This is a genomic window from Sinobacterium norvegicum, assembly GCF_923077115.1.
Classification (GTDB): domain Bacteria; phylum Pseudomonadota; class Gammaproteobacteria; order Pseudomonadales; family Sinobacteriaceae; genus Sinobacterium; species Sinobacterium norvegicum.
Map to the genome: position 1 here is coordinate 1 of NZ_CAKLPX010000001.1, position 18,654 is coordinate 18,654.

An 18,654-nucleotide genomic window follows, 5' to 3' on the forward strand; every position below is an offset into this window, starting at 1 on the left:
CTTCGGTGACATCGCCGAGGATATCGCTGGTGGCTTCGATGACGGGAGTGTCATTGGTGCCGGTAATGGTGACGGTGATGATCTGATCGACAATGCCGCCTTGGCCGTCATTGACGGTGACGGTAAAAGATTCAGTAAAGGTATCGCCGAGACCTAATTGCTGCACCTCGGTGAGCGTGTTGTCGATCTCATAGGTCCAAGCGCCACTGATCGCATCGATGGCGAGGCTACCGAGATTGCTCGGTGTGGCAGCCACACTCCAGCGGTGGTCATCTTCGCCACCGGGACCACTGTCGGCATCGATATCGCTGGCGACCATTTGACCGCCGGTGGTGAGGAGGAGGGCATCGTCGTCTTCGGTGACATCGCCAAGGATATCGCTGGTGGCTTCGATGACGGGAGTGTCATTGGTGCCGGTAATGGTGACGGTGATGATCTGATCGACAATGCCGCCTTGGCCGTCATTGACGGTGACGGTAAAAGATTCAGTAAAGGTATCGCCGAGACCTAATTGCTGCACCTCGGTGAGCGTGTTGTCGATCTCATAGGTCCAAGCGCCACTGATCGCATCGATGCCAAAGCTACCGAGATTGCCCGGCGTGGCGGCGACACTCCAGCGGTGGTCGTCTTCGCCACCCAGGCTGTCATCGGCATCGATGTCACTGGCGACCATTTGACCGCCGGTGGTGAGGAGGAGGGCATCGTCGTCTTCGGTAACATTGCGCAGGGTGTCGCTGCTGTCTTCAATCACCGGTACATCGTTGGTGCCGACGATGGTCAGAGTGATGGTTTCAGTCGCCTTGCCATTGTTTAAGCCATCATCGACCTGTACGACAAAACTTTCCTGAAATGTTTCACCCACACCGAGTTGTTGTAATTTATCGGTGCTATTGTCGATCGAGTAGCTCCATTGGCCGGTCAGTGGGTCGATGGTGAGGCTGCCGATATTATCGTCGTTGCCATCGACAACCGACCAGCGATGGTCGGCCTTTCCGCCGGTTAGCTGGTCGAGGTCTGATGACACCATGGTGCCTGTGCTGGTCAGTTGATTACCACTGTCAACGGCAGTATCTTCTGTCACCGAACCGGTGATGTCGCTGCTGGCTTCAATAACTGGCGCGTCATTGGTGCCGGTAATGGTAATAGTGATAATTTCAGTCGAGGTGCCGCCATAGCTGTCGGTAATCGTCACCGGATACTGCTCGGTAATCACCTGTCCCTGAGAGAGCTGCTTCTCGGGAATGTCCTTGTTGAGATTGTATTGCCATTCACCGTTTTGATTGACGCTAAACTGACCAAATTCTGAGGGCTGAGCCGTGGTGCTGTATTGATGATTATCGTTGGCATCGATGTCGATAATCGACAGGGTGCCACCGGTGCTGTCAATGCTGTCGACTACGATATTACCGCTGCTGTCACCGACTAGACGGGGGATATCGTTGGTGCCCTCAACGGTGATAGTAATCGTCGTTTCGATGTCGCGACCAAAGCCATCGGTGAATTGAATGGCAAAATCTTCAGTCAGTGTTTCGCCGGGGGCCAGCTGCTGTACGTTGAGCTGATTGTTGGCCAGATCAAATTGCCAATTACCATTGTTATCAATGTTCAGCTGCCCGAAGGTGCCCGCGCCATTATTTGCAATTGACCACAAAACCGCCTGTGCGGTGCTGATATTGCCTGCCGTTTGTAGCACGCCGTCTTCTGTGGTGATGCCGCTGTCGGGGTCCACTTTTTCTTTTGGCGGCGTTAGGTTGCGCTGATCTGGATCTTCTCGGCCATCATTTAAACCGATGGTATCGAAGCCGGCGTAGGCGTCGCGGTAATCCATTTCACTATCGAGAAAACGATCTTGGAAGTTACTGCGTTTATTGACCAGGTCTGGTTCATTGCCTTCGTCTTCGTCCTCGATATCCTCCTCGAGAATGGGCGCATCATCGGTGATTAGCTCATCGTCGCTCACTGTTTGTTCGTCGTTGGGTGTATCAGTGGTTGATGCTGGCAGCAGTTGTTCGCCGGTAGGCAGGGAGATGTCATCGCCAAGAGGAGAACTCGGTTGAGTTGGGGTAGCTTGAGCAATACGGTTTACACCGACCTCGCTGTCCGTGTCGAAGTTCAAACCATTGTTTTCTGTTGGCTTATCCATGCTCACAACCTTTTGATTACGCTGCTTAGTTTAGTGTATACGCAATAGTTAATTAATTGGTTTATTTACAGGCGCGTATAAAGGTTAGTTTAATATAAAATGTGATCTCCATCACATTGATTTAGGTCAACTCAGGCCGTTTTAACATTTTTTGACGCTGTGTCAGATATTTAGCTCTTTAATAAAAAGATCAACCACGTAGGGCGGCGCTGGAGAAGAGTGTGGCTATTTACCCCGTTCCCTTTATAATTCGCCTCTTCACCAAGGTTGTTATCAGCTGGCTGACCGATTTAATTAGAGACTATTTATGACTGTTCGAACGCGCATTGCCCCATCTCCTACCGGCGAACCCCATGTAGGTACTGCCTATATCGCCTTGTTTAATCAGTGCTTTGCCAAGGCGCATGGCGGCGAATTTATTTTGCGGATCGAAGACACCGATCAAACCCGTTCAACACCTGAGTCTGAGAAAGCGATTCTCGATTCATTGAAATGGCTGGGCTTGGATTGGGCTGAAGGCCCTGACTGCGGTGGTGATAAGGGGCCTTATCGTCAGAGTGAACGCAAGGGCATTTACGGCCAATACGCTGAGCAGTTGGTTGAAAAAGGGCATGCTTTTCACTGCTTTTGTAGTGCCGAGCGGTTGGACGAGTTGCGCACGAAACAGGCCGAGGATAAAAAGCAGATTGGCTATGATGGGCACTGTAAACAGCTGAGTCAGGCTGAGGTGGCGAGTAAAATCGCCGCAGGCGAATCCAATGTTGTGCGCATGGATATTCCCCGCGAAGGTATTTGCGAGGTTGAGGATATGTTGCGCGGCAAGATTGAGATTGAATGGGCGCAGGTGGATATGCAAATTCTGTTAAAAGCAGATGGCATGCCAACCTACCATTTGGCCAATGTTGTCGATGATCATCTGATGGAAATTACCCATGTTATTCGGGGGGAAGAGTGGATTAACTCAGCACCCAAGCACCTGTTGCTATATAAGTATTTTGGCTGGCAGGCACCGGTGCTTTGCCACCTGCCACTGTTGCGTAACACCGATAAATCGAAGCTGTCGAAGCGCAAAAACCCAACCGGCATTCTTTACTATAAAGAAATGGGTTATTTGCCTGAGGCGTTGCTGAACTATCTGGGGCGGATGGGTTGGTCGATGCCCGATGAACGGGAGCAATTCACTCTGGCTGAAATGCAGGCTGCATTTGATATTACTCGAGTCTCCCTCGGTGGCCCCATCTTCGATACCGAAAAACTCAATTGGTTGAACGGTCAGTGGATCCGCGATTTGGATGATGAGGCGCTGGCTGAAAAGTTAGTAGAGTGGGCGTTCAATCGTGAAAAGCTGCTGCAGTTTTTGCCCTTTGCCAAACCAAGAATGGAAACCTTCAGTGACCTGGCGCCCCTGGGCAGTTACTTGCTCAGTGGTATGTTGCCATTAAAGAGCGCAGATTTTGAAGCCAACAAGCTTGCATTGGAGGCTCAGATGGAGGTGTTACAGTTTGCATTGTGGCGATTAGAGGCGCTTCGTAGCTGGGACCGAGATAATATTTTCAGCACACTGAAGTCCTTGTCAGAGCAGATGGATGTTAAGTTGAAGGACTTCTTGGCACCGTTGTTTGTGGCTGTTGCCGGTACCACCGAGTCTATTTCGGTCATGGATTCGATGGTGTTGCTGGGTCCCGATGTCAGCCGGGCAAGATTGCGTCATGCTATTAATGACACCTTGGGCGGTTTCGGTAAGAAAAAATTGAAGAAGCTGGATAAAGCCTATGTGCAATTAGGCTAACGCTGCAGCGATCGTTAAAGGCGCCGGACATCCGGCGTTTTTTATGCTGACAATTTTTTTAATGCGTTATTATACCGTTATCTATTGGGATTGGTTTACCAGAATGTAATCAGCGGTTATTGAGCGGGGTTTTTCCTTGCTGTATGTTAAAAGTTATAAGAATAAGAAATTTAACAGGGGTGGGTTATAGCAAATTATAAGGTGTTAATAGTCGGCGCGGGTATTGCTGGGTTGTTGATGGCGACAGCGCTGAAACGGGCAGGTATTGGTTATAAGATTATCGATCAGGCGGCAAGGCTCAGCGACGAGGGCGCAGGCATCTGTTTGCCCGCTAACGCAATAGAAGGTTTGCAAGCGCTTGGCCTGAAAGATACGGTAGTGCAAGCTGCGCAGGTGGTTGAACGTGTCAGTTATCTCAAGCCCGGTGGCGAGGTTATCACCACGGCATCACTGCTGGAACCGCCCTTAAATTGCCAGCCCTTTGTGGCGCTGCCTCGCCGAGATTTAGTGGAGATTATTGGCCGAGATATACTCGATGATATTTGCTTTGACTGTTACCCGGTCAAGACAATCAACCACAGCAGCAATATCTCCATCACCTTGAATAACGGTGACAGTGATCGTTATGACTTAGTCATTGCAGCCGATGGTATACACAGTTCGACTCGTGATCGTCAATTCGCCAAACGTGGCACGATGGACTTAGGGGTAGGCTGTTGGCGTTTCATTGTCGATACGCCCTTGCCGCAGCTGCAGCCTCAGTACTATATTGGTCGCACCGATGCCTTTATGTTATATCCATTGCCTAATGGCCAGGTGTATTGTTATGCGCAGGCGGCCGACAAGCATCAACATTATACCAACGCCGATGCTCAGCCCCTGTTGCAGCAGCTATTTGCTCACTATTGTCCCGATGTACGCCGAGTGATTGATCAAGCCGAAGGCATTATTACCGGGCGTTTAGAGTCGGTGCTTAGTCGAGAAGTTTACAGCGGCCGTATCGTCGCTATTGGTGATGCCCTGCATGGTTGCCCGCCCAGTCTGCAGCAGGGAGTTGGCCTGACGGTTGAGGATGTGTTGGCGTTGTCTGCGGCGTTGCAACAAGATTCGATAGAACAGGCATTGGCGCAGTTTAAGGCGGCCAGGTTGGCGCGTCTGGGCTGGGTGATTAATGAGTCGAATAAAGTCATTAATCTGGCGTCCAAGGGCAATAATCCGCTGGTACGCATGGTCAGAAATTATATTCTGCGAAAGCACGGGCCGGCTAATGTGGTTGCTTGGCGCAAAATTTTACAGCATGATGTTTAAGCGCTGAACAGGTCGATTTGACGGTTCAGTTTTCAATGTATATTTGGAGTAAGTAGCTATGCCCGAGACTAAGCGCCCTGTGACGCCGCTGGAGGTGAACTACATTTGTGATAAATGTAATCACGGCATGATGATGGAAGATCCAAGCCAGGCCGTTGAGCGACAAGGTATCGACCATATCTGTGTTATCTGTGGTCACCAGCAAACCCTTGATTCCTCTTATCCTCGCTATGAGTTCGTCGGTGTTGGAGAGTAACTGGCTTAACTGTTAAAAAAATCGATGATATCTAGCTTTTGATTCATCGCATCTCGATAGCCGTGTTCAATAAGATCACGGCAAAATTCCTTTTGAAATAGCAAATAACTGGCAATGCTGGCGCCGCCGCCTTGCTTCGTCGCACCAATTAACTTGAGTGCTAACTTCATCGATTTTGGCAGGCTGTCAAAGTGTTCCATGGCCAGGTCATCAATGTCGATACTCGGGTTAATCATCAATAATCCAATTTTCTTTTTCTGCTGCGTAACTAAATGGGGAGTTTCGTTTTCCATCGTGGCAATCATATCGTTGATGGCGATCAGGTGTTCGATGTCGTTATCGAGAGCATCGATAAATGCGCTGTTAAATACATGGCCTATCATCTGGGCAATCGACGGTGTGTTGTACGACTGCGTGGCTTCATCATCGCCATGTTTGGCGCCCACTCCAATAATCATTACCCGTTGAGCACCTAAATTCAGTGCCGCACTGATCGGGGCAAGCTGCCTCAAGGCGCCATCACCAAAATATTCTCGCTTAATAATTTGCGCTGGTAGCAGTGCCGGTATCGCCGATGAGGCGAGCAGGTGATTGACGCCTAGTTGGTCATGGATGCCACGCCGGCGCAGGTGACACCAATTCTCTGTTCCCGCTTTTGCCTGGAAAAAACACACGGATTCACCGGAGGTGTAGCCACAGGCAGTGACACTGACGGCATCGAGATAGCCATCGTTAATGCGTCGATCAATATTCTTAAATTGGATGCTCTGGGTCAGCAGTTGACGCAGCGGTGTGGTGTCTAACAGTGCGACTGGCTTTCGTAATCCCTTGCCCTGATTGGCAAAGGAAAATATCAGCTTAGAGGCACTGGATAATAGCTGCCAATGGCCAACCTTATAAATTTTATTGACCTCTAAATGATGCCAAATCCGCTCGACCTTTTTCACCGCCAGGCGAAAATTGTTGGCGCTGGCGGCCAGGGCGACGGCATTGATGGCGCCAGCTGAGGTGCCGGTGATAATCGAGAATGGGTTGTGGCTGCGGCTGGGAAAAAGTTCCGCTGTTGCCTTCAGTACGCCAACTTGATAGGCGGCGCGTGCGCCACCACCCGATAGGATTAGCGCTGTTTTTTTATTATCGCCTGTGGTCTGGTTAAGCATGTTATTCTTTGTATTATCAAATGTTAATCTCATTCTAGTACAGCTTGAATGTTAGCTCCTGCCAGGGGCAACATTTACTTGCAGGAGTTTTTATGCGCCATATGGCCTCTCAAACCGATGACAACGCCAAGGCCGATTGGCGGGTTATTCGTGGCTTATTCCCTTATTTGTGGAGCTATCGCGGTCGAGTGTTGTTTGCCTTGTTGTTATTAGTCTGTGCCAAGGCGTCCAATGTGCTGATCCCGGTGTCGTTGAAATATATTGTCGATGCGCTCGATCAGAGTCAGCTGCCGCCAGAGGCGGTGTCGATGTTAACCCCGATGGCCATACCGCTGGCGCTGGTGATTGGCTATGGCGCCCTGCGTTTTTCAGCGGTGCTGTTTGGTGAATTACGCGATGCCGTCTTTGGTCGAGTGGCCGAGCGTACTCTCAGTGAAATATCGATTAAGTTATTCAATCATCTGCATCGCCTCGACCTGAGTTTTCACCTGGAGCGTAAAACAGGGGCGCTCAGCCGCGATATGGAGCGCGGTACCAGCGGCATTAGTTTTCTGTTGCGTTCGATAGTGTTCAGTGTGGCGCCCATTGTAATTGAGTTGATTATGGTGGCCTGGATTTTGGCGGTGACCACCGACCCGGTGTTTGCCGTGGTAGTGGTTGCCGGAGTGGTATCCTACGTCGTATTTTCTGTCTGGATGACCAATAAGCGGAGCCGGTTTGTACGCCGTGCCAATACCGAGGACAGCAAGGCAAATACGCGGGCCATCGACAGCCTGCTCAATTTTGAAACGGTTAAATATTTTAATAACGAGGCCTATGAGGCGGAGCGCTACCAGCAGGATTTGCGTCGTCGTGAAGATGCCAAGGTGACCAATCACTTAGGTTTGGCGGCATTAAACAGTGGTCAGGCGCTGATTATCGCCGTATCGGTGACGGCGGTGATGTACTTGGCGGCGGCGAGAGTCGCCAGTGGTGCCATGACACTGGGTGATTTAGCCATGGTCAATGCCTTCTTATTGCAGGTGTTTATGCCGCTGAATATTTTGGGCTTTATCTATCGTGAAGTGCGTCGTTGTCTGATCGATGTGGAATCGATGTTTAAGCTGTTAGGTCACCGCTCGAAACTAACCATCTGTCCGCAGCCTTTGGCGGTGGCCGATGACTTTGATGCGTTGCGCTTCGACCGGGTCAGCTTTAGCTATGATGGCAGGCGCAAGGTGTTGAATAATGTCAGCTTCGATATTCCCAAGGGCAGTAAGGTGGCGCTGGTGGGCAGCAGTGGTTCGGGCAAGTCGACGCTGGGTCGGTTGTTATTTCGTTTTTACGATGTCGACAGTGGGGCGGTGCGATTCGGTGATGAAAACATCAATCAACTCGATGTTGATGATTGGCGCCAGCAGCTTGGTGTGGTGCCGCAGGATACTGTACTGTTTAACGAAACCTTGGGGGCTAATCTGCGTTATGGTGACCCGACTTGCAGTGATGAGGAGCTTGCCGAGGCGATAGCACATGCCGATTTAACGCAGTTTATCGCCAAGCTGCCCGACGGTCTGGAGACCATGGTAGGCGAGCGGGGGCTGAAACTTTCTGGCGGTGAAAAACAACGGGTTTCGATTGCTCGAATGCTGTTAAAAAAGCCCCAGATAATGATTTTTGATGAGGCCACATCGGCACTGGATAGCCGCTCGGAACAGTCAATTTTGGCGGCGCTGGCGTCGGTGGCAAAAGACCATACCAGCTTGGTGATTGCCCACCGTTTATCGACGATAGTCGATGCCGATAATATCGTCGTGCTGCATGAGGGCAGAGTGGTTGAGCAGGGCAGTCACCAACAATTATTGGCCTTAAAACAGCATTATTTTGCCATGTGGAATCTGCAGCAACAGAGCCAACAATCAGATTAAACTGCCTCGGCAGCGTATAACTTATCTGTCGAGTTATGTTACATTAGCCGGCTAAATCGAACGTTCAATTTTTGTGTGGTCAGTCAGGTGTTTTATGGGTTTAAAAGTCGCAATTGTGCCGGTAACGGCCTTTCAGCAAAATTGTTCTATTTTAGTCTGTGAAAAAACCGGTAAGGCGGCCTTGGTTGACCCCGGTGGTGATGTCGACCGCCTCAAAGACGCCTTGAAACAGCTCAATGTTGAGCTGGAGAAAATATTCCTCACCCACGGTCACCTCGATCACTGCTCCGGTGCCGACCAGTTGCGGCAAGATTTTGGTGTGCCGATAGAGGGGCCACACAAAGAGGATGAATTTTGGATTCAACAGTTGCCTGACAGCTGTGAGGCGATGGGCTTTCCCGCCGTTCAAGCCTTTACTCCCGATCGTTGGCTGGAGGATGGTGAGACAGTGCAGTTTGGTGAGCAGAGCCTCGAGGTGTTATTTTGCCCCGGCCACACCCCAGGCCATGTTGTCTTCCACCACCGCGAGAGCAAGCTGGCAATGGTTGGCGATGTGTTGTTTCAAGGCTCTATTGGTCGCACTGATTTCCCCAGAGGTAATCACGATCAGCTGATTGCCTCGATTCAACAAAAGCTGTGGCCGTTGGGCGATGAGGTGAGTTTTATTCCCGGTCATGGCCCTAATTCGACCTTTGGCCATGAGCGCAAGACCAACCCGTTTGTCAGTGATAAGAACTATGGTTAAGCTGATTCGCAGTACTTATTATTTCGATACAAGGGGTTAGGCATGCTGCGTTGGCTGCATCAGTGCTTTAGTGCACTTGTTTTTATTCCACTCTATATCGCGCTGTCGCTGCTGATGTTGCCGGGTTGTCTGCTGCTGTGCCTGTTCAGTCAGCGTCTGGCCAGCCGCTATATTGCCAGCCCCTGGGCGAGATTAGGTTTTTACCTGTTGCCGGCGAAGTTAGATTTAAGTGGCAGCGACAATTTTGACGGCAGCCAAAGCTATGTTGTGGTGGTCAATCATACCTCGCAATATGACATTCTCGCCCTCTACGGCTGGCTCGATTTAGATTTAAAATGGGTGATGAAGAAAGAGTTGCGCCACGTGCCAATCATTGGTTGGGCCTGCTCGGCGATGGGGCATATCTTTCTCGACCGCAGTAACTCTGAGGCGGCGGTTAAACAGCTTAAAAACCTCAAGAAAACCCTGCAGCCCGGTGTCTCTGTGTTGTTTTTTCCAGAGGGGACGCGGTCGCATTCAGGTGAGCTTTTGCCGTTTAAGAAAGGTGCGTTTGTGATGGCCAAGAACCTTGAGCTGCCGGTGTTGCCGGTGACGATTAATGGCACACAGTCGATTCTTCCTATTGGCGGTTATATCCCGGCCTTTGGTCGGGCAACAATGCATGTTCACCCACCGATCAGTGTGGAAGATGTGGCGACAATGTCGCTCGTTGAGTTAAAAGATCGCGCCAGAGACGTGATCGACAGTGAAAGACTAGGGAGTCGATAAAGATGTATACAGGTATTGTTCAGGGGCGTTTTGCCCTCACATCCGTAGAGCGTTTAGACGGGCTGAACCGATTGAAAATTGACCTGCCAGAGCACCTGTTGGTGGACTTGGTTATCGGCGCCAGCGTCGGCATGGATGGCGTCTGTTTAACCGTCACGGAAATAGATCAGCAGCAGGTTAGCTTTGATGTGATGGCGGAAACGCTGCGTCTAACCACGCTGGGTGAATTGCAGGCGGGTAGCTGGGTGAATATCGAGCGCTCGGCCAAGCAGGGTGCTGAGATTGGTGGTCACAACGTTTCTGGTCATGTCGATGGCACCGTCGAGGTGGTGGCTATCGAGGAGAGTGAGTATAACTACGAGATCACCTACCGTGCCGACAGCGCACTCATGCCTTATATTTTTCACAAGGGCTTTATTGGTCTCAATGGTTGCAGCCTGACGGTGGCGCGAGTGGATAGAGCGCAGTGTCATCTGACGGTTTGCCTAATCCCCGAAACTCTGCGTGAGACCACCCATGGTGATAAGCCGGTGGGCAGCCGGGTGAATGTTGAGGTCGATCGACAAACCCAGGTCATTGTCGACACCGTGCGTGCCATGTTGATCGAAAACCCGGAGTTATTCGCCGCTGTAAAGTAGCTGCTCTATTCATTCAGCGGCACAAAAAAAGCCCTGCGACATCACTGTCGCAGGGCTTTTTTATGGGCGTTAAACAGTCTTATTCTTCGAACAAGCCGTTAACGCGTTCGATGCTGTCGGCATACTCGTTGAGTAGGCGCTCGATGACACCGCGGGTCGATTCGACATTGTTAATTTGGCCAACAACCTGGCCAACCGGGTTAAAGGCAACCTTTTGACAGTCGCCCTTGCCAGCGTAGTGGTGGGTACGACGAATCGCATCGCCGGTGACCATACCCTGTAGCGGCATGCCCAGTGGCTCGGGGTTACCCTCGGTGGCCCAGGCCTCTGTCCAGTCGTTTTTCAGCATGCGGCAGGGCTTGCCGGTCCATGAGCGCGAGCGAATAGTATCTTCACTGGTGGCGTCGAAGTAAGACTGCTTTTGTGCCGGCTCAGCCTCGGCTTCTTCAACCGCTAACCACAGTGAACCGGTCCAAACACCGGCGGCGCCGAGACACATGGCCGCGGCCATTTGCTTGCCGTTACCGATACCGCCGGCGGCGAGTACCGGCACATCGCCAACCGCTTCGATGATCTGCGGCCATAACACGATAGAGCCCACGTCACCGCTGTGTCCGCCGCCTTCGCCGCCCTGGGCAATGATGAAATCGAGGCCAGCTTCCTTGTGCTGCACCGCCTGCTTGACGCGGCCACAAAGGGCGCCAACTAAGCGGCCTGAATCCTGAATACGCTTGATAATATCAGCCGGCGGGGTGCCGAGCGCATTGGCGATTAAGCGACAATTAGGGCGCTCGAGAGCAACGTCAATCAACTGGCTGGCAGCGGCTTCGCTCCAGCCCAGCATGCCCATTTTGTCGTCGGCATCGGGCCATTCGGGCACGCCGTGTTCAGACATTAGTTTGGCGGCAAAGTCATGATGTTCCTGGGGGACCATGGCGGCAATCATCTCTTCCAGCTTGGCCGGATCCATCTCGCCCATGCCCTCATATTTCTGTGGGATTACCACGTCGACACCGTAGGGCTTGTCGCCAATATGGGCGTCGATCCAGTCCAGTTCTTCGCGCAGCTTATCCGGTGAAAACCCTACCGCACCGAGGACACCAATGCCGCCGGCTTTACTGACGGCGACAACAACATCGCGGCAGTGGGTAAAGGCAAAGATTGGGCTCTCTAAATCGAGTTTTTTGCAGAGTTCTGTACGCATATGAATCCCTATTACGGTTGTCTATCTTGTTGCTGTTATTGTGCTTTAACAGAGCGGCCTGTCGTTAACAGGACGGAACGCTCAATCGATAGACTCAGTATTCAATGATTGTCGGGGTTCAACAATGGCAAAAAATGTTTAACTTAGTGACAGAATTGATCACTGTTGAGCTGGTCGAGCTCTCTGGGGCCACTTAGCAAGCGAAGAGCAGTTGCGATATACTGCAGCCTTGTACTTTCGGCGGTAATTATAGAGGTAACCATGAGCGAAGAAGCGTTTGCCAATTATTCGGTAACCATCCTGGTCGGCGGCTTAATCTTGTACATGTTTTTCATTATGTACAAATTAATGAAAGATTCGAACGCGGGAAAATTTGGCGGTTTTATTATTTTTGGTGCATTGGGTCTGGGGGTGTTGGGCTTTATTATTAAAGAGGTGTTGATACATACCCTCGATATGTAGCCATCGAGCAGGGCTCACCCGTGCAGCAGGGCTGCACGGGCGTGTGGTTTAGCGGTTAGACCTTGGCGATAATCTCGTCGGCAAACCATTTTAACTCTGCCTGTTTCTGTTCCAGGGTTGCCGTATCCGGCTTGCCCGCATAGGCGTTTCTAAAGCCAACAATACACTCGGTAACACCCAAGTCTTCGAGCTTTTTAACGCCGTCGACGCTGAAGGCGTCGGCGGTAATCGCATGAATCTGGAAGTCTTTGTCATCGGTGCCGTAATCCTTGCGGTGCTGATTAATCTTGGTAATCAGCGGTGTTAGGCTGTCGATGTCGCCACCGGCATGAATCCAGCCGTCGCCAATACGAGCGGCACGTTTCAGCGCTACGTCACCGTGGCCGCCTAATAATAAGGGCACCTGCTTGCTCGGCACCGGGCAGATCTTGCACTCGGGAATTTGATAGAACTCACTGTCGTAACCAAAATAGTCGCCGGTCATCAGGCCGCGGACAATCTCGAACATCTGGTTCATTCGCTTGCCGCGCTTTTCCCAGCGCTCGCCACAGATCTGGAAATCTTCTTCCCATGGGCTAAGACCCATACCGAGGGCGATGCGCTCGTTGGTAATGACCGCCAGAGAGCTGATTTGCTTGGCCAGTAATACCGGGTTGCGAATCGGCATTTTCAACACGCTGGTGGTGAACTCAATTTTTGACGTTACCGCGGCCATGGTGGCAATGGCGGTGAACGGGTCCATAAAGGCCAGGTCTTCGAGGAAGTTGCGTGAGCCGTCGGCATTGTAGGGGTATTTTGTGTCGGCGACTTTTGGGTAGCAGATGCTGTCGGGCAGGGTGATGGCGGAGAAGTTGTGTTCTTCGGCGGTAACGGCAAGGGGGGCATACAGCTCGGGGCTTGGCATACAAGGGTTGTAAGCGAAACGCATAATAATCACTCTGAATTGAATCGTGGCTATAGAGAGGCTTGTTATCTTTATCGATGGGGTTACGTTAAAGTTTGGCCACATCTGTTGACATTAATTTCACTCTATTTTGCAGCTTGACACAAGCAGGACTGTGTTAGGAATTGGTAACTTGTTATTAATAACTCTGTTGCTACCCATTGCACTTTTTCGGCACATGATCTAACGGTTATTTATAGCGTAAAGAACATCTTTTTTCACTTAATCGCTTGCAATAAGCCCACGATTTCAGCATAATCGCCGTCGCTTTGAGCCAATAGCTTGAAGTGATTGTTATGGTGGCATCGGTCCTCCCGCAATGATAGATAGCAAACTCCGCCAGGCCTGGAAGGGAGCAACGGTAGTTATCGACTCATGTGCCGGGATGTGGCTGATGCCGCCACCCAAACTCCCCCTCAGCGTTACCCTCATTTTTGTTCGACCGTCTCATCATCTTCATTTGTAGCGTCTATTATATTGCGCCAATATATTGCTGTGCGTCCTTCTCCGTTGTCGGTTCACACGTGAGCTAATTTTCAGCCTTACCCGCTGGTTTAGCGGTTGCTGTGCTGCGGCCCAAGAAGATAAACTAGGGTCAGGTCTTTGATTTATTTGATTTATGATTGTCGATCTCTTTTGAGGCGTCATATTCCGCTGGAATATACGCCGTTCAAGCCAATAAAGAATAAAAACAGCAGACCATTAAATGACCAGAAAACACCTGTCGCCCGCTATGGGCTTAAATAACGCCAGCGTGTGTATCATAAATCGAAGACCTGACCCCATTTGTCTGGAGGGGTTGGAATTGTCAAATAGATTTGATGGCATCAATCTGAAATACTCAAATATTAATAAAGTTGCGTATGGTTTGATGAATATCCCTTTTAAGATTTTTGGTGATGAATAGATGTTTGAATTGATTTTTTCGCCAACCATACCCACTTATCCAATCATAAGGTCAGATGGCGTTATAATAACGCAACTGACGCTGAGTACTATATTTGCCCTGTGTATCGCTGTGGACAAAGATAATTGGCATAGGAGGATGAACTGGTTAAAGTTATTTCTATTAGCAATCGTCCCATTTTTATTTTATTGGCTGCATGAAAGCAACCTGAATTCTATGGCGAAATCGTTAGAAGAAATTGTGGATAGTGGTCGTTTTGAGACTAAACAAGGCGTTTTTAACGGCCATACTGGCCCCAATCAGGGCCGTTTGATTATTGATGGTGAAGTGGTTGGCGCGATTAGGCCGAGAAGTGACTATAGATGTATAAGGACTTTTGATGGCCTATATTATGTAAATGATGAAGATCAAGAGGTATTCCTTAAGCCCGGTATGCTAGTGAGGTTTGATTACTTTGAGCCATCTACAAAGGGGAGTAACTTCGACACTTGTATTTTCAAGGTCTGGGTTGAGAAGCAAACTAAGAGTAACTAAAGGTACTAAAACAAAAACTAGGGTCAGGTCTTTGATTTATGATTGCTGTTAACGAGGCGGCCGCACTTGATTTGTCTCTGTGGCTGCCCTGTGATTCTGCTGCTGTTGTGAACACACCCGTTAGCTGATGTGTTTTGTGGTGCAATAAAAAGGCCGCCGACGATTAATTGTCGGCGGCCTTTTGCTGTCGTACTCGCTGGTTTAGCTTTAGCGAGTGCTGTGCTGTGGTTTAAGGGGTGGTTGGCTGGCAGTGGTCGGTGTAGGTGCTGGCGAGGCAGTGCCTTCGGGGATGGCCAGGCGCCAGTAACCAAGGCCGACAATGCCGGCGCCACCGATGATGTTGCCAATCGTGACAGGGATCAGGTTGAGGCTGATAAAGTTGGGGATGTTGAGGTGGGCGTAGTGGTCGGCGCTGACGCCGGCGGCCTGCCAGAACTCGGCCGGGGCAAAATGCTGGATGGCAATGCCCAGGGGAATCATAAACATGTTGGCAACGCAGTGCTCAAAGCCGGCGGCAACAAACATGGCGACGGGTAGCATAACGATAAAGGCCTTCTCCATCATGGTTCGGGCGGCATAGGCCATCCAGATAGCGAGGCAGACCAGAATATTACACAGAATGCCCAGTACCACGGCCTGGCTAAAGCTGTGTTCAAGCTTGTGGCTGGCAATGTTTAATGCCGTCACGCCCCACTGGCTGTTGGCCAGCATGTACTGCTTGGCCAGCATCATCAAGGCCACCATGGCCAGTGCGCCGACCAGGTTGCCAGCGTAGACAATCGTCCAGTTTTTCAGCATCTGTGCAGTACTGATCATCCCGCTGGCCCGAGGCACGGCACTCAGTACGGTGCTGGTGAATAGCTCGCCGCCGAGCACGATGACCAGCATAATGCCCATGCTAAAGCAGAGGCCGCCGATCAGTCGCTGTATTCCCCATCCCATGTCGCCATTGCCGGTGGTCACCGACACGTAAAAGATAAAGGCCAGGGCAATAAAGGCACCAGCACTGATGGCCAAAGAAAAGGCACAGCCAACTGATCGCCCGGTTTTTAAAATGGCGTATTGCTCGGCTTTGCGGGCGATGGCAACGGGGGTCAGGGGCTCAATATTGCACGGAGTGGCGGCCATTGTATTGGCGGCTTGAGGTGAAGAGTGCTCACGTTTAAGGTCGGCGTTCAATTGTTGAATCCTGTAATTTTCGGCGTGATTTGATGGCGTAGTATAATGATTTATTATCGTCTCAAGCTTGATCTGCATCAATCGTATCGGTGCTGCAGAGCAATTTACTGATTCTTATGTATATATTGATAACATTTACTTATCTTACTGTTTTATAATGCTTTATTGTTTTTATCGATAATTTATAGGTAGTAAAACCTAGTGCCCGGTGGTTAATGATTACGGTTGTTTAAGCACCCGTTAATTTGCTCAACAGTTGTTGAGTTAAATCGGTTTCAAAACAATATGGTTATTGATGTACATCAAGGCGTGACCGTGGGCTTAGGCGGAGAATCAGCTCACAACTTAATCGTGTTACGGCCTTTCTTCGAAGAGATCAACGGGTACGGCAGTGGCAGAATACATAATCGTAGTTTTTGAGGCGTCGTGATGAATGCAGCAATAAAAATACTGAAAAGCGAGTGGGCCGGTTTTAATGCAGGTGATTGGTGTGGGGCGGTCAACGTTCGTGACTTTATCCAGCAAAATTACACGCCTTATCTGGGTAACGACCAATTCTTAGCGCCGGCAACCCATGCGACCAATGCACTTTGGCAGACGGTTCAACAGGGTATTCGCCAGGAGAACGAAACCCACGCGCCAGTCGATTTTGATACCGAAAAAGTCTCAACAATTACCTCCCATGCCGCCGGTTATATCGATGCTGAGCTGGAGAAAATTGTCGGCCTGCAAACCGAGGCGCCACTCAAGCGCGGCATGATGCCCAATGGCGGTGTGCGCATGGTCGAGAGCTCGGCTGCCGCTTACGGTCGTACTATTGATCCAGTGGTGTCTGAGGTTTACAGCAAGTTCCGCAAGACCCACAACCAGGGTGTGTTTGACATGTATACCCCGGAGATTCGTGCCTGTCGCTCATCCGGTGTGCTGACCGGTCTGCCCGATGCCTATGGCCGTGGCCGTATTATCGGCGATTACCGTCGCATTGCCCTTTATGGTGTTGATCTGCTGATCGAAGAGAAACGTCGCGAGTTGGCCGACAGCGATACCGCCTCACTGACACAGGAGCTGATGAAGACCCGCGAACAGCTCAACGAGCAGATGCGTTCGCTGGTCGAGCTGGTAGAAATGGCGTCGACTTACGGCTGTGATATTGCTCGCCCTGCCAACAGTGCCCAAGAGGCGATACAGTGGACCTATATGGGTTACCTGGCGGCGATCAAGTCGCAAAACGGCGCGGCGATGTCGTTGGGACGTGTTTCTAGCTTCCTCGACATCTTTATTGAGCGTGATTTGCTGGCGGGTGTTATCAGTGAGCAGCAGGCGCAGGAAATGGTCGATCATTTCATTATGAAGCTGCGTATGGTGCGTTTTTTGCGCACCCCTGAATACGACGAGTTGTTCTCTGGCGACCCTATTTGGGCAACAGAGTCTGTCGCCGGTATGAGCTTGGATGGCCGTACGCTGGTGACTAAGAACTCATTCCGCTTCCTGCACAGCCTCTACAATATGGGGCCATCGCCCGAACCAAATATTACGGTGCTGTGGGCCGAAGGCCTGCCTGAGGGTTTCAAGAAGTTCTGCGCCAAGGTCTCTATCGATTCCAGCTCTATTCAGTATGAGAACGATGACTTAATGCGTGAGGACTTTGGCAGCGACGATTACGCCATCGCCTGTTGTGTCTCGCCAATGATTATTGGTAAGCAAATGCAGTATTTTGGTGCCCGCGCCAACCTGGCCAAGACCATGCTGTATGCCATCAATGGCGGTGTCGATGAGATGAGCGGCAAGCAGGTAGCACCCAAGGCGGATGCTGTGACCAGTGAGTACCTCGACTATGCCGAGGTCGATCAACGCCTCGACAGCATGATGGATTGGCTGGCGAAGACTTACGTTAACGCCCTCAACTGTATTCACTTCAGCCACGATAAATACGCCTATGAAGCCGTGCAGATGGCATTGCACGATCGCGATATTCACCGCACCATGGCCTGCGGCATTGCCGGTTTGTCGATTGCCGCGGATTCACTGTCGGCGATGAAGTTTGCCAAGGTCAAGGCGATTCGTGATGACAACGGCCTGGCCGTCGATTACCAGGTAGAGGGCGATTTCCCTAAGTTTGGTAACGATGATGCCCGTGTCGATGACATTGCCTGTGAGTTGGTCGAGCGCTTTATGGCCAAGATTCGCAGCAACCATATTTACAACAATGCCGAGCCAACGCAGTCGATCTTGACCATTACCTCGAACGTTGTTTACGGTAAGAAGACCGGTAACACCCCCGATGGCCGTCGTGCTGGCGAGCCCTTTGCACCGGGTGCCAATCCCATGCATGGCCGTGATGTTGAGGGTGCGATCAGCTCGTTGAGCTCCGAATCAAAACTGCCTTACAGTTCGGCCAAAGATGGTATTAGCTATACGTTCAGCATGATTCCCGAGTCGCTGGGTAAGACCGAGCAGGGGCGCATCGACAACCTCGTGGGCTTGCTGGACGGGTATTTCCATCACACCGCAGAGCGCGAGGGCGGTCAGCACATCAACGTCAACGTACTCGACCGTGATACCCTGGTGCATGCAATGGATCACCCCGAAGAGTATCCGTCGCTGACGATTCGCGTGTCGGGTTATGCTATTCGCTTCAACTCACTCACCCGTGAGCAGCAGTTGGAAGTGATCTCGCGGACCTTTACTTCTAAGATGTAGAGGTGTACGGCAGC

General features: G+C 50.9%; 15 protein-coding genes and 1 other RNA gene. 11 read left to right on the top strand and 5 right to left on the bottom strand.

Annotated features, from left to right (window positions below; genetic code table 11):
• On the bottom strand, nucleotides 1-2,143 hold a 2,143-nt coding region (locus L9P87_RS00005), incomplete at its 3' end, for a VCBS domain-containing protein (RefSeq protein ID WP_237442635.1).
• A 307-nt stretch (nucleotides 2,144-2,450) separates the two neighbouring features.
• Here L9P87_RS00005 and gltX point away from each other — a divergent pair.
• The 3 genes from gltX (at nucleotide 2,451) to L9P87_RS00020 (ending at nucleotide 5,496) form a co-directional block, all read left to right on the top strand.
• Nucleotides 2,451-3,932, top strand: coding sequence for a glutamate--tRNA ligase (gene gltX, locus L9P87_RS00010; RefSeq protein ID WP_237442636.1), 1,482 nt, complete (start codon nucleotides 2,451-2,453; stop codon nucleotides 3,930-3,932).
• Between the two features lie 201 nt (nucleotides 3,933-4,133).
• Nucleotides 4,134-5,240: an FAD-dependent monooxygenase gene (locus L9P87_RS00015; RefSeq protein WP_237442637.1), complete on the top strand. Its 1,107-nt coding sequence runs from the start codon at nucleotides 4,134-4,136 to the stop codon at nucleotides 5,238-5,240.
• 58 nt (nucleotides 5,241-5,298) lie between these two features.
• The gene (locus tag L9P87_RS00020) at nucleotides 5,299-5,496 is read left to right on the top strand and encodes a type II citrate synthase (protein WP_237442638.1); all 198 of its coding nucleotides are present in this window, start codon (nucleotides 5,299-5,301) and stop codon (nucleotides 5,494-5,496) included.
• A 5-nt stretch (nucleotides 5,497-5,501) separates the two neighbouring features.
• On the opposite strand, the gene L9P87_RS00025 is transcribed toward L9P87_RS00020, so the two are convergent.
• A complete protein-coding gene (locus L9P87_RS00025; RefSeq protein ID WP_237442639.1) occupies nucleotides 5,502-6,689 on the bottom strand; it encodes a patatin-like phospholipase family protein in 1,188 nt (395 codons plus the stop codon).
• Nucleotides 6,690-6,757: 68 nt separating this feature from the next.
• Between L9P87_RS00025 and L9P87_RS00030 the strand changes: the two genes are divergently transcribed.
• The 4 genes from L9P87_RS00030 to L9P87_RS00045 all read left to right on the top strand — a co-directional run bounded on the left by L9P87_RS00030 (nucleotide 6,758) and on the right by L9P87_RS00045 (nucleotide 10,711).
• Nucleotides 6,758-8,560, top strand: coding sequence for an ABCB family ABC transporter ATP-binding protein/permease (locus L9P87_RS00030; protein WP_435531789.1), 1,803 nt, complete (start codon nucleotides 6,758-6,760; stop codon nucleotides 8,558-8,560).
• Between the two features lie 94 nt (nucleotides 8,561-8,654).
• A complete protein-coding gene (locus tag L9P87_RS00035) occupies nucleotides 8,655-9,305 on the top strand; it encodes an MBL fold metallo-hydrolase (protein ID WP_237442641.1) in 651 nt (216 codons plus the stop codon).
• A 42-nt stretch (nucleotides 9,306-9,347) separates the two neighbouring features.
• Nucleotides 9,348-10,073, top strand: coding sequence for a lysophospholipid acyltransferase family protein (locus tag L9P87_RS00040; RefSeq protein ID WP_237442642.1), 726 nt, complete (start codon nucleotides 9,348-9,350; stop codon nucleotides 10,071-10,073).
• A gap of 2 nt (nucleotides 10,074-10,075) precedes the next feature.
• Nucleotides 10,076-10,711, top strand: coding sequence for a riboflavin synthase subunit alpha (locus L9P87_RS00045; RefSeq protein WP_237442643.1), 636 nt, complete (start codon nucleotides 10,076-10,078; stop codon nucleotides 10,709-10,711).
• 79 nt (nucleotides 10,712-10,790) lie between these two features.
• Here the strand turns inward: L9P87_RS00045 and L9P87_RS00050 are convergent, their stop codons facing one another.
• Nucleotides 10,791-11,915: a nitronate monooxygenase gene (locus L9P87_RS00050; RefSeq protein WP_237442644.1), complete on the bottom strand. Its 1,125-nt coding sequence runs from the start codon at nucleotides 11,913-11,915 to the stop codon at nucleotides 10,791-10,793.
• A 261-nt stretch (nucleotides 11,916-12,176) separates the two neighbouring features.
• Here L9P87_RS00050 and L9P87_RS00055 point away from each other — a divergent pair, with 261 nt between their 5' ends.
• Complete coding sequence (locus L9P87_RS00055) at nucleotides 12,177-12,377, top strand: DUF2788 domain-containing protein (RefSeq protein ID WP_237442645.1); 201 nt, start codon at nucleotides 12,177-12,179, stop codon at nucleotides 12,375-12,377.
• 55 nt (nucleotides 12,378-12,432) lie between these two features.
• On the opposite strand, the gene L9P87_RS00060 is transcribed toward L9P87_RS00055, so the two are convergent.
• Nucleotides 12,433-13,305 carry an LLM class flavin-dependent oxidoreductase gene (locus L9P87_RS00060; RefSeq protein ID WP_237442646.1) on the bottom strand — a complete coding sequence of 291 codons (873 nt, stop codon included), beginning with the start codon at nucleotides 13,303-13,305 and terminating at the stop codon, nucleotides 12,433-12,435.
• A gap of 318 nt (nucleotides 13,306-13,623) precedes the next feature.
• Between L9P87_RS00060 and ffs the strand changes: the two genes are divergently transcribed.
• Together ffs and L9P87_RS00070 are read left to right on the top strand one after the other, a co-directional pair.
• Nucleotides 13,624-13,720, top strand: an RNA gene (ffs, locus tag L9P87_RS00065) — signal recognition particle sRNA small type.
• 507 nt (nucleotides 13,721-14,227) lie between these two features.
• The gene (locus L9P87_RS00070; RefSeq protein WP_237442647.1) at nucleotides 14,228-14,761 is read left to right on the top strand and encodes a hypothetical protein; all 534 of its coding nucleotides are present in this window, start codon (nucleotides 14,228-14,230) and stop codon (nucleotides 14,759-14,761) included.
• Nucleotides 14,762-14,968: 207 nt separating this feature from the next.
• Here L9P87_RS00070 and focA read toward each other — a convergent pair whose 3' ends face one another.
• Complete coding sequence (gene focA, locus L9P87_RS00075) at nucleotides 14,969-15,940, bottom strand: formate transporter FocA (protein WP_237442648.1); 972 nt, start codon at nucleotides 15,938-15,940, stop codon at nucleotides 14,969-14,971.
• Between the two features lie 429 nt (nucleotides 15,941-16,369).
• Between focA and pflB the strand changes: the two genes are divergently transcribed.
• Entirely contained in the window at nucleotides 16,370-18,640 is a 2,271-nt protein-coding gene (pflB, locus tag L9P87_RS00080; protein WP_237442649.1) for a formate C-acetyltransferase, read from the top strand.
• Nucleotides 18,641-18,654 lie beyond the last annotated feature (14 nt).